Origin of the sequence: Ancylomarina salipaludis (genome assembly GCF_004122035.1) — a bacterium.
GTDB lineage: Bacteria > Bacteroidota > Bacteroidia > Bacteroidales > Marinifilaceae > Ancylomarina > Ancylomarina salipaludis.
On sequence record NZ_SAXA01000004.1, the window covers coordinates 12,798 to 25,054 of the forward strand.

The 12,257-nt window shown below is 36.6% G+C and carries 11 protein-coding genes; 10 read left to right on the plus strand and 1 reads right to left on the minus strand.

The genetic code is table 11. The features are described from left to right. Positions 1 to 168 precede the first annotated feature (168 nt). The 7 genes from nhaA (at position 169) to EO244_RS05620 (ending at position 6,379) form a co-directional block, all read left to right on the plus strand. Complete coding sequence (gene nhaA, locus EO244_RS05590; protein ID WP_129253676.1) at positions 169 to 1,503, plus strand: Na+/H+ antiporter NhaA; 1,335 nt, start codon at positions 169 to 171, stop codon at positions 1,501 to 1,503. 191 nt (positions 1,504 to 1,694) lie between these two features. Beyond that, positions 1,695 to 2,084, plus strand: a complete 390-nt coding sequence (locus tag EO244_RS05595; RefSeq protein ID WP_129253677.1) for a DoxX family protein — start codon at positions 1,695 to 1,697, stop codon at positions 2,082 to 2,084. Positions 2,085 to 2,090: 6 nt separating this feature from the next. After that, positions 2,091 to 2,669, plus strand: coding sequence for a TetR/AcrR family transcriptional regulator (locus EO244_RS05600; RefSeq protein WP_129253678.1), 579 nt, complete (start codon positions 2,091 to 2,093; stop codon positions 2,667 to 2,669). Positions 2,670 to 2,680: 11 nt separating this feature from the next. Then, positions 2,681 to 3,343, plus strand: coding sequence for an NAD(P)H-binding protein (locus EO244_RS05605; protein ID WP_129253679.1), 663 nt, complete (start codon positions 2,681 to 2,683; stop codon positions 3,341 to 3,343). A 78-nt stretch (positions 3,344 to 3,421) separates the two neighbouring features. After that, positions 3,422 to 4,414: an NADP-dependent oxidoreductase gene (locus tag EO244_RS05610; RefSeq protein ID WP_129253680.1), complete on the plus strand. Its 993-nt coding sequence runs from the start codon at positions 3,422 to 3,424 to the stop codon at positions 4,412 to 4,414. Positions 4,415 to 4,469: 55 nt separating this feature from the next. Then, the gene (locus EO244_RS05615; protein WP_129253681.1) at positions 4,470 to 5,630 is read left to right on the plus strand and encodes an iron-containing alcohol dehydrogenase; all 1,161 of its coding nucleotides are present in this window, start codon (positions 4,470 to 4,472) and stop codon (positions 5,628 to 5,630) included. A 65-nt stretch (positions 5,631 to 5,695) separates the two neighbouring features. Continuing rightward, positions 5,696 to 6,379: a type 1 glutamine amidotransferase domain-containing protein gene (locus EO244_RS05620; RefSeq protein ID WP_129253682.1), complete on the plus strand. Its 684-nt coding sequence runs from the start codon at positions 5,696 to 5,698 to the stop codon at positions 6,377 to 6,379. A gap of 86 nt (positions 6,380 to 6,465) precedes the next feature. Here EO244_RS05620 and EO244_RS05625 read toward each other — a convergent pair whose 3' ends face one another. Continuing rightward, the gene (locus EO244_RS05625) at positions 6,466 to 8,448 is read right to left on the minus strand and encodes a tetratricopeptide repeat-containing sensor histidine kinase (protein WP_164977416.1); all 1,983 of its coding nucleotides are present in this window, start codon (positions 8,446 to 8,448) and stop codon (positions 6,466 to 6,468) included. 525 nt (positions 8,449 to 8,973) lie between these two features. Between EO244_RS05625 and EO244_RS05630 the strand changes: the two genes are divergently transcribed. The 3 genes from EO244_RS05630 to EO244_RS05640 all read left to right on the plus strand — a co-directional run bounded on the left by EO244_RS05630 (position 8,974) and on the right by EO244_RS05640 (position 12,254). Then, positions 8,974 to 9,537, plus strand: a complete 564-nt coding sequence (locus tag EO244_RS05630; RefSeq protein ID WP_129253684.1) for a lipocalin family protein — start codon at positions 8,974 to 8,976, stop codon at positions 9,535 to 9,537. Positions 9,538 to 9,667: 130 nt separating this feature from the next. After that, a complete protein-coding gene (locus EO244_RS05635; protein WP_129253685.1) occupies positions 9,668 to 11,467 on the plus strand; it encodes a DegV family protein in 1,800 nt (599 codons plus the stop codon). A gap of 10 nt (positions 11,468 to 11,477) precedes the next feature. Further along, positions 11,478 to 12,254 (plus strand): DUF1295 domain-containing protein, encoded by a 777-nt coding sequence (locus EO244_RS05640; RefSeq protein WP_129253686.1) that lies wholly within the window; start codon positions 11,478 to 11,480, stop codon positions 12,252 to 12,254. The last annotated feature ends 3 nt before the right edge of the window (positions 12,255 to 12,257 follow it).

Consider the following 12,257-nt stretch of genomic DNA (forward strand, 5'->3'; position numbering starts at 1 on the left):
TGAAGAGGTTTTTCGAAGTAGGGATTTCCCCCTTTATAAAGTTCGATTAGCCTAGTAATTTTGCCACGTACAGAGGGAGCCGCCTTTTTATTTTCTCATTGAAGCAATTGGGTTTTAAACAAAATTGCAAGCGTACAGAAGACCGATTTTGACTAAAAAAGAATAATGATGATACAATTTTTAAAAAAGAAATTACCACTCGATCGAATAAAAGATCCACTTGTTGAATTTGTTAAACTTGAAGCCTTTGGAGGAATAGTTTTAATGACTTTTACTCTTTTGGCCTTAGGGTTGGCAAACTCATTTTTGGGCGATATTTTTATAGCCTATTGGGAAAAGCATGTTGGTTTGCATTTTGGCGACTGGGAGCTGAGTAAAACATTAATTCACTGGATTAATGATGGCTTGATGGCAATTTTCTTTTTTGTTGTAGGACTTGAAATAAAAAGGGAAATGTTGACGGGAGGTTTGTCTTCTTTGAAAAATGCAACCCTTCCTATTTTTGCAGCTGTTGGTGGTATGTTAATACCTGCACTTATTTATGTTTTCTTCAATAGAGAAGGTGCAGGAACTCATGGTTGGGGAATTCCCATGGCCACTGATATTGCTTTTGCTTTGGGTATTCTGATTCTACTGGGGAATAGAATTCCTGTTTCCTTGAAACTTCTCTTAACTTCAATCGCTATTGTTGACGATATAGGTGCTGTAATTGTGATTGCTTTGTTTTATACGTCTGAGATCGATTGGATGTATCTGATTTATGGAGGAGGAATATATGTTCTGCTATGGGGATTAAACCTATTGAAAATAAGAAGTATACCTGTCTATTTGTTTCTGGGGCTTTTGTTATGGTATGCATTATTAAAATCAGGTGTGCATGCTACCTTAGCGGGTATCCTTTTGGCATTAACGATTCCGGCTCGTGCTAATTGTAATGTGCTTGAATTTATTAAGTCAGGTACTTCTTTGCTAACACAAATGAGTACAATGCCGGCCAACAGTACGGTAGCTGAAAAGGACAAGCACATTCAATCATCAATTGAAACGATAGAGGATAATTGTAAGGAAGTTATTTCTCCTTTACAACGTTTGGAGCATGCACTTCATCCCTGGGTTGCCTATCTTATTGTGCCTTTGTTTGCATTTGCCAATGCGGGTATTTTTATCGATCATCAACTTTTAAATCAGGTTTTCGAACCGATTTCACTGGGAATTATATTGGGGCTTTTTCTTGGTAAACCCCTTGGGATATTTCTTTTTTCTTTTGTGGGAGTTCGTTTGGGATTTGCTCAGAAGCCACTTGACGTTTGTTGGTCACAAATTTTAGGAATTGGTTTTCTAGGAGGTATTGGCTTTACCATGTCATTTTTTGTATCACAGCTAGCCTTCAGCGATGCCAGTGTATTGAGTCTTGCAAAAGTGGCTGTTCTGATTGCATCACTGCTGTCAGGTCTAATCGGTTTTCTGATACTAAAATATTTTTGTAACAATCAAACTAATTAATTTCAGATCAAGTTTAGTTTTTCAAGTTTAGTTTGTGGGCCGGAACCTTAGTTTCGGTCCTTTTTGTATATATATATAGATGTGAAATTGACAAAATAAAAGTGAACGTTCATTCATTTTTAAAATATTTATCTATATTTGCATGTGTAAAGACAATCTGATGTGTTGAATAATTAAACGAATTGAGAATAATGAAGAATAGTACAAACAAAATATGGCTAGCAGTGAGAATCCTTTTTGCCATTTTCATGATAATGGGTGGGGTACAGCATTTTCTAAAACCAGATTTCTATTTGCCATTTGTTCCGGGATTTATGCCATTTCCTATGGCAATTATTTATCTGTCGGGACTGGTTGAAATTTTGTTGGGAGCTTTACTTATTTTTCCTAAGTATAAAAAGCTTGCTTCTTTGGGAATATTCATTCTCATGCTGATATTCTTGCCAATTCATATTAGAGATGTATTTTCTGATACACCGGCAATTGGGAGTCATAAGGCCGCACTCATTCGTTTACCTTTTCAATTCCTGTTTATGGCAATAGCCTGGAAAATTTATCAAGTAGCATCAAAGAAACAATAGCAAAGCATGGCAACACGAGTAAAAAGTATGGATAAGCGAAATGCATTATTAAAAGCAACCCTAAATTTGGTTAATAATAATGGTTTTCATGATGCGCCCATGTCGAAAATTGCTAAGATGGCTAAAGTTTCACCTGCAACCATTTATATCTATTTCGAAAACAAGCAAGATTTAATTAATCAGTTATACCTGGAGGTTAAAATGGCTTTCACGCAATATGCTTTTAAAGGCTATTGTTCCGAGATGCCTGTTAAGAAAGCTTTCGATTATATTTGGCACAATATAGCAGATTACAAACTCAAGGAAGTTGATGAAGCCTGGTTTCTATCCCAGTGTGATAACACCATCATGATTGATGAGGCTAGTAGAGAAGAAGGTTTGAAACAATTGCAACCTCTTCTCGATTTATGGGAAAGAGGACAGAAGGAGGGAATTATCAAAGAGATGTCACCCTATTTATTATATGCTTATACCATTTATCCATTGGCTTTTTTGATGAATAGCCAAAAGCGAGGGTATTATCATTTGGATGATAAAAGTTTGGAGCAAGCTTTGCAAGCGGCTTGGGATAGTATTCGAATTTAATGGGTTGAAAAATGGGAAAAACAGCGATTATATTAGGTGCCACAGGGCTGACAGGAAAATTACTTTTAAATCGTTTATTGGCTGATGAAAGCTATGAAACGGTTAAAGTGTTTTCACGAAGAGTTTTTGGATTAGAACATCCTAAATTGGATGTGTATGTAGGTGATCTTTTAAAACTTGAACATTTTCAGTCCGATTTTACGGGAGATGAATTGTTTTGTTGCATAGGGACTACAGCAAAGAAAACGAAAGATAAAGCCATTTATAAGAAAATTGATTATGGCATTCCTGTAGCTGCAGCTAAACTTTGTAAGAAGAATGGTGTTGAAAGTTTTACGGTTGTATCAGCTTTGGGGGCAGATGCGTCCAGTCGAATTTTTTACAACAGAATTAAGGGAGAGATGGAGCAGGAGGTTTTGAATCTGAAAATAAGGAACACTTATATTTTAAGACCTTCTTTAATAAAAGGACTACGAATTGAAAAGCGTCTGGGTGAAGCTATCGCTTCGTGTTTTATGAATCTGATTCAGGTGTTTTTGGTAGGTAGATATAGAAAATACAGAGTCATTGAAGCTGAAACTATTGCTTCTGCTATGCATCAGTTGAATCAAATAAAACCTGAGGATCAGATTTTTGAATCAGACCGGATACAGGAATTTGGACAAAGATTATAAATAAAGAAGACGCTAAGGCAAAACTTTTTTTCACCTTAGTAAAGAATGAACGTTCATTAATAAATAAAAAGCTAAGATATGAAAACAATACTATTGAATAATAGACCGGTTGGAACACCTAAGTTATCCGATTTTAAATTAGCAACTGAAGAGAAACCTGATATAAAGGCAGGTGAAATGCTTTTAAAGGCAAGCTATATTTCAGTTGACCCTTATTTAAGGGGGCGTATGAGTGATGCAAAATCATATATCGCTCCATTTGAATTGAATAAAGCTATGAGTTCTGGTATGATTGCTGAAGTGATTGAATCGAATCTGGAAAACTTTAGCAAAGGAGATTTTGTTTCGGGTATGTTGGAATGGAAAGAATACCAAAGCTCAAATGGTGAAGGTTTGATTAAGGTGGATGCTGGTCAAGCACCTCTATCGGCTTATTTAGGTGTGTTGGGCATGACAGGTTTAACGGCTTATTTAGGAATGACTGAAATTGGAAAGCCTAAAGCCGGAGAGACCCTTGTGGTTTCGGGTGCAGCAGGTGCAGTTGGTAGTGTGGTCGGTCAAATTGCAAAACTTTTAGGTTGTCGTGTTGTGGGTATCGCGGGTAGCGACGAGAAAGTGGAGCAATTGAAGTCGGAATATGCATTCGATGAGGCGATCAACTACAACAGCACGTCGAATATGAGTCAGGCCATTGCTGAGGCCTGTCCCAATGGTGTGGATGTGTATTTTGATAATGTGGGCGGCGAAATTTCGGATGCTGTGATGATGAATGTCAACCGTTTTGCCAGAATCATAGTGTGTGGTGCCATCTCGCTTTATAATGCAACATCAGTACCTATGGGACCGCGTGTTCAGCCAATTTTGATTAAGAATTCCGTTTTGATGCAAGGTTTTATTGTTTCCAATTATATGGAAAAATTTGCTCAGGCAATTCCTCAATTGGCCCAATGGTTAGCTGAAGGGAAATTAAAATCTACAGAAACGCTTGTAGAAGGATTTGAGAATACGCCTCAGGCATTTATCGATCTTTTTGAAGGGAAAAATAAGGGCAAGATGCTTGTGAAAATCTAATTAGATCATCTTATAAATTATTAACTATTTATTATCCATTATTAAATTGTAAAAAATGAATCAGTTCGAATATAAAAACCCAACCAAAATCATTTTCGGACAGAATAAGATTGCTGAACTGGCAAAAGAAATTCCTGCAAAGGCAAAGGTTCTGATCCTTTATGGAGGAGGGAGCATTAAAAGCAATGGTATTTACGATCAGGTTAAAGCGGCTTTGGCTGATTTTAATGTGATGGAATTTGGTGGCATTCCTCCAAATCCTGAGTATGCTGTTTTGATGGATGCATTGGATTTCATTAAATCGAATGAAATAAACTTTCTTTTAGCTGTTGGAGGAGGATCGGTTATCGATGGAACGAAATTTCTTGCAGCTGCGGCTTATTACGAAGGCGAAACGCCCTGGGATATTTTAACGAGTAGAAAACCGGTACTGAAAGCCATGCCTTTTGCTTCTGTATTAACACTTCCGGCAACGGGTTCGGAGATGAATTCCGGAGCTGTAGTGACACGAAATGAGACTAAAGAGAAGTTAGCTATGGGAGGTCCTGCTTTGTTTCCTCAGTTTTCAATTCTCGATCCTCAGGTTATTCAATCAATTCCAGAGAGACAAATCGCAAATGGTTTGGCTGATGCCTTTACTCATGTTTTGGAGCAATATCTGACCTATCCAACTGAGGCTTTATTGCAGGATCGGTTTGCTGAAAGCATTCTGCAAACTCTAACCGAAGTGGCACCAAAGGTTTTAAAAGATCCGAGTGATTATAAGGCTGCAGCCAATTTTATGTGGAGCTGTACCATGGCTCTAAATGGTTTGATTTCACAGGGTGTGCCTTCTGACTGGGCTGTGCATGCGATGGGACATGAGTTAACCGCTCTTTTTGGAATCGATCATGCTCGTACATTAGCCATTATTGCTCCTAGTCATTATAAGTACAATATGGATAGCAAGCAGGAAAAGCTGGCTCAGTATGCCGAGCGTGTTTTTAACATCAACGAAGGCAGTACTGAAGAAAAAGCACTTGCAGTTATCGATGCCACAGAATCCTTTTTCCATTCTTTGGGAATTAAAACAAGGCTCTCAGAGTATACACAAGATTATAAAGGAACATCAGAATTAATATCTGAACGTTTTACTCAGCGAGGCTGGATGGGAATTGGTGAGCGAGGCAGTTTAAGTCCGGATGATGTGGCGAAAATTGTCGAAATGGCTTATTAAGAGTTGATATTAACAGTAATAAATAATTATAAAATTTAATTCAGATGTTATTAAAAACAGGAATCATGAATATTCTATTTGTATTGACCTCTCATTCACAAATGGGAGATACAGGACATAAAACAGGTTTTTGGGTTGAAGAATTTGCCAATCCTTATTATGCACTTCTTGATGCAGGAGCGAACATTACCATTGCCACGCCTAAAGGGGGTGTAGCACCAATCGATCCTACTTCGGATTTGCCACAAAACAGCACAGAAGATACCGAGCGTTTTAAGAATGATGCCGAAGCTCAGAAAAAGATTAATGAAACACTGGCTTTAGCTGATATTAATTTTGAGGATTACGATGCCGTATTTTACCCAGGAGGTCATGGACCGCTTTGGGATTTGGCTGAAGATTCTATTTCTGCAAAGTTGATTCAGGATTTTGATGGAGCCAATAAACCGATTGCTTTTGTGTGTCATGCACCGGCTGCATTGCGCCACGTTAAGAATGCTGAAGGCGAATTTTTGGTAAAAGGGAAGAGGGTAACGGGTTTTAGCAACGAGGAAGAAGACGCTGTTCAACTCAGTACCATTGTCCCATTTTTGGTAGAGGATATACTCAAATCTAAAGGGGGAATTTATTCCAGAGGTAAAGTCTGGGAAGCTTATGCCATTGAAGACGGTAATCTGATTACAGGTCAGAATCCGGCCTCATCGGCTCTTGTGGCAGAGATTCTTTTGAAGAAGCTTCAAAAGAAATAGCGTGATCCCATTATTAAAATTTAAAAAGCCGCAGCTTGATTTTGTTTAAGCTGTGGCTTTAGTTATGAATACTGATGGCTTTTTTATTAATCAGGACTTGCTGTAACGAGTGAGAATCTAAATGTTGAACCTTCTCCTTCTTTACTCTCGACCCAAATTTGGCCATCGTTTTTTTCAATGAATTCCTGACACAAAATGAGTCCCAATCCTGTTCCCGTTTCGTTATTCGTTCCAAGGGTTGATTTGTTCTTGCCTAGTTTGAAAAGCTGATTCATTTGCTCTTGAGACATACCGACACCATTGTCACTGATGGAGATAATGGTTTTGCCTCCCTTTTCTTCACCGGAAATTTTTATGGAGCCACCTTCATTGGTAAATTTTAGTGCATTATTAATCAGGTTCACCATAAGGGTCTTAATCATAAACATGTCAATTAAGACTTTTGATTTTAGGTTTACTGTATTTTCGATTGAAATGTTTTTAAGTTTTGCTGTTGCCTCGAGTGGCTCAATACTTTCTTTAATAAGTAAGGAAATATCCTCTTTTTGTTTCTGGATTTTTAGACTGTCTTGTTGTACTCTGGCCCATGTTAGCAGGTTATCGAGTAAGCTAAATGCACTCTCAGATGCTGTATTCAAATCATGAATGAAATTTTTTCGCTCTTCATCGCTCAGGTGATCATAGGATGAAGATAATAGGTTGCTGAGTCCAATTAGTGCATTGAAGGGGGACCTTAAATCGTGTGCAATGATTGAAAAGAATTTGTCTTTGGTTTTATTGAGTATTTCTAATTCAGATTTCTGAGCCTCAATAATTTGATGCGACTTTTTCTTGAGCCTGGCCCTGTTAAGTAAGATAAAAATCAGGCCAATAACAATGAGAGTGATGACAATTAAGAGATCCCTAACTTGATTTTGTTTCTCTATCTGTAGCCTGTTTAAAGAAATATCCTTGCGTAACGACTCATTTTCAATCTGTTTTTGCTTTGTTTCGAATTTGGTTTGTAGTTCAGATATCTGTTGCTGACGTGATTCGTTGAAAATACTGTCTTTTAAATTCAGTTCTTTTTGTTTGTATTCTAGGGCTTGTTCAAATTGTTTTCTTTCAGAATAATAATAACTGTAGGTTTGGTATAAATCACCTTTGTTATAGTTGATATTGTATTCGTTTGCCAGGCCTAGAGCTTCATCTAAATTGTATTTAGCCTCTCTAAAGTTTGAGTCTTCGATATTGAGTTTTGCAAGTAGAATTAAATTAACAATAAGCTGATTTTGGGATTGGTTTTTTCGGTTTAGGTTGATTGCATTTTTTAAGTATTTTGATGCAAGTTCAACATTGTCAATAAAGTAGTTCGATTGTCCTAAATTGGTGTAAACCTGTGCAATTTGGTAGTTGTTATTTAGTTTGATATAAGCAGGTAGAGCTTTATCAAAATAGGTCAATGCTTTTTTATGTTTTCCCATTCGGCTATAACAAGCTCCTATATTATTTAAAGCGGATGCATAGGCTATAGTGACATTTGCTGTATCGGAAATTGAGATTACCTTTTCAAAATATTCTAGTGCTTTATCCAGTTCTTCGTTGTATAAAAAAGTGGTCCCAATATTTAGTGACAGGTTAATGAGCTTGTCCTTCATTACTAAACTATCTGCCAGATGATAGGCCCTTGTAAATTTCTCCAAAGCATCTTTATACTTGCCCTGAGTGAGGTAATTGGCGGCAATTGTGTTGAGGCATTTAAGTTGTAAACTTAAATCTTTGAACTGCATCCCTTTCTCATAAACCTGATTTAAAACTTTTAATGAACTATCGGGTTGTCCTGTGGCGTAAAGAATATAGCCCCTGTAATAGTTTGATAAAGCTTTTTCGTTGTTTAAGTTTTTTGATTCAGAGATGTCTGTTGCTTTTTTATTGTAGGCTATAGCCTCGTCAAGTCGACCTGCATTAATGGCTGCATATGATAGATAATTAAGGGCATTTACCTGAATGCTGTCAATTTGATAATGTTCAGCCAAGGAGTCTGCTTTCTTCGAATAGGCAATAAGTTGATGCGTGTCTTTGTATAACATCTCTTTGGCTAATAAAAAGTAGAGATACGCTTGATTTTTTTCGTCAGATTTTTTTAAAAGGCTCTGGAGGCTATCTGTTTTGCTTTGACCAAAACAGAACTGTGTAAGAAGTAAGAAAAATATAAGCAGAGGACGATGTTTCATAGTTGCTGATTTTTAGATGTTTTGATCTCAAAACCTTTTGAATAGTCTATTTTATCAGTATAGATAAGCAATATATATCGAATCAAAGTACAAAAAATAATAGGATTTGAAATAGATTGTGAGATAAAATATTCTTAAATAATTTGGGCAGAAATATTTCGTCGAATATAAAAGTTTCTTTTAGCCTGGTAGGGTGAAATCTACAAGAAGCCTTAAGATTGAGTTTGTTACCTATTTTTCAAGGGTGCGAAAAACAGATGCGTATCTGTCAGAATTAGATTGATAATTTTATTTATCTGGTTGATGAAGAAGGATATATTTTTATTATATTTAAGATAATTTATTCATTATGTTATTTTATTGGTGCTGATTTTTTGCAATATGAGAAGAATATTAAAATGTCGTTCAATTATAATTGTTGTAATCCTTATTGGCATCGCTTTTACAGGATGTAAAACTCAGAAGGGAATGGTTGACAATACAGTAGTCCGGGAATTAGATATTAACAGGTACCTGGGCACATGGTACGAAATTGCAAGATTCGATCATCGTTTTGAACGAGGACTTGTTGGAGTTACAGCGAATTACAGTATGCGCGATGATGGCAAAATACAGGTGATTAATAGTGGCTATAAAAATCGTTTAGATGGGGCGTTTTCAGAGGCAATAGGTAAGGCCAAGATTCCCGATCCTGAGAATGAGCCTGCTAAGTTAAAAGTGTCATTTTTCTTGTTTTTTTATGGTGATTACTTTGTTTTAGAATTAGATGATGATTACCAATGGGCCATTATTGGGAGCAGTTCAGATAAATACCTTTGGATTTTGAGTCGTACGCCTCAAATTGACAAAGACTTGTACACAGCTTTGCTTGAAAACCTGAAAAGGCGTGGCTATGATATTTCGAAATTATTGAAGGTTGAGCAACAAACGAATATTAAAGATTAAGAGTGTTTTTATAGGGCTTGAATATGTTTTGATTCTTTGGTTTGGTTGTATCGTTGAGTTTGTTTGACTCTAAGTTTATTTATAGTGTTGGTTTTAGAGGGAGCCAAATTGTTTAATTAAGATTATATGTATGTCTAAAATTGACACTTTTGAAATAAATGGAAAATTTCTTTACTATGCTTTTGTTGCTGGAGGGAATCAAATTCTTCAAAATCAAGTCGAATTAAATGCGATAAATGTTTTCCCTGTAAATGATAATGATACAGGCACTAACCTTGCCTCCACAGTTCGTTCTGTTATCGATAATATCAAACCCCATAAGTCGTATAAAACAACTGTAAATAATATTGCTGATGCCGCATTAACTGGGGCCAGAGGAAATTCGGGTGTTATCTTTGCCCAATTTTTACATGGCTTGAGTCGTGAAACTCAAAATAAAGCGAGTATTACCTTTTTTGAATTTGTTGAAAGTGTAAAGAAGTCGATCCCCTACATTTATGAAGCTATTGCCATTCCTATTGAGGGGACCATGTTGACCGTGATTAAAGACTGGGCAGAATTCCTGACTTGTAAAAAAGGGATCATTTCTGATTTCAAGAAAATAATGATAGACTCTCTGGTTGTCCTGGAGAAATCATTGGCTGAAACGACTTTGAAATTGAAGGCTTTAAATAAAACGGGCTTTGTTGATGCGGGAGCAAAAGGTTTTGTTCTTTTTGTAAAAGGGATTATTGATTTCATAAGCGATTGGAATATCCGGACCTTGAAAGTTGAATTAACCGAAACGATTTCTCTCGTGCATTCTGATAAAATGACAGACGAAGAAATGACTCACCGTTTTTGTACCGAAGCCATTTTAAAGAATGTCAATATTACTAAAAAAGAACTTCAGGAGATATTGACTGATCGCGGTGATTCAGTTGTTGTTGCAGGGTCGGAAAGTATTTGTAGAATTCATTTGCACACCAATCAACCAGATGAACTTTTCCATCATTTGAAAGATAAGGGAATTATCACATATCAAAAGGTGGATGATATGCTTCGTCAACACGAGGTGCTTACCAAACGTAAATGGAATATTGCTCTTGTTACGGATTCGACTTGTGACTTGTCGCAGGATCTAATCGATTATTATCAGATTCATGTTGTGCCTCTTAATTTAAATTTTGGCGACTATCATTATTTGGATAAGGTCACCATTCAACCCAATCGATTCTACGATTTGCTTGAGTCCAGTTCAGAATTTCCCAAAACATCTCAAATAAACGAACAGACATTTACCAATTTGTATTCGCATTTGGCTTCACATTACGATGCCATTATCGCCCTACACTTAACCAGTGAGTTTAGTGGCACTTGTTCGAATAGTTTAAAGGCAAGCGAGCGAATAAAAAAAGAATTTAATAAACCCGTTCATGTTATCAATTCGAAGAATTTATCAGGAGCACTCGGCTTATTGGTTCTGAAAACGGCTCAAAATATTGAAGCTGGAGAATCGCTTGAATTGATTATTGAATCGCTTGAGCGAGATGTTAGCACGACAAAAATTTTTGTCAGCGTAAGAGATTTAAAGCATATGATCAGGGGAGGACGCGTTTCCAAGCCTAAAGGTTTCATAGCCCGTTTGATTGGTTTAAATCCGATTGTTTCGATGGATGAAAATGGAAAATCACTTCTATTTGGAAAAACGTTTAGCCAACAAGCCAGTTTGAGAAAAATATATTCACATATAAAACAAATCGGACATGGAAAATCGGTTTGGAACTATATTATTCTTCACGCTCACAATCCTGAGGGGGGGCAAAATGCTGAGGACAAAATGTTTGAGATTACAGGAAAGAAACCCGTTTCGGTTATGGATATTTCTCCGGTAATTGGTATGCATGCAGGAAATGGAGCCATTGCCATCGCCGTGTTGTTTAATCACTAATTTGATACCCATGTTAACTATCTTTTTACAAGGATCGCTTATTATTTTTATTCTGGTAACACTGCTATGGGTATTAAGTGTTATGCTAACAAATGCAAGTATTGTTGACCTGTTTTGGGGATTTGGTTTTGTAGTGGTAAATGCCTTCTATTTTTTGGTTTCTGAGGATTTTAATTTACGAAAAATACTATTACTGACTCTCGTGACAATTTGGGGTTTACGACTTTCCATTTACCTTTCGTGGCGGAATATCGGTAAGGGTGAAGATTTCAGATATCAAAAATTTAGGCAAGATTATGGCCCGAAACGCTATTGGTGGTTTAGTTATTTTCAGGTTTTTTTATTGCAAGGTGCTTTAATAATGCTTGTTTCATTACCCTTAATGGGTACTAATCTTTGGGAACAATTCGATACGCTAATCTGGTTAGATTATTTGGGGATTGTGGTTTGGTGTATCGGTTTTCTTTTTGAAGCAGGAGGTGACTTTCAGTTGGCTAGGTTTAAAAAGAATCCTAAAAATAAAGGGAAGGTATTGAATACTGGGTTTTGGAAGTATACCCGTCATCCCAATTATTTTGGCGATTCGGCTGTTTGGTGGGCATATGCAATATTCTCAATAGCTGCCGGAGCTTATTGGCCTATTGTTGGTTCTGTTTTAATGACTGTGATTATTATTAAGGTTTCCGGAGTTGCTTTGCTCGAAAAAACATTGAATAATACGAAACCTGAATACCACAACTACATTAAGAAAACCAACTCATTTTTCCCTTGGTTCCCTAAAAAATAAATT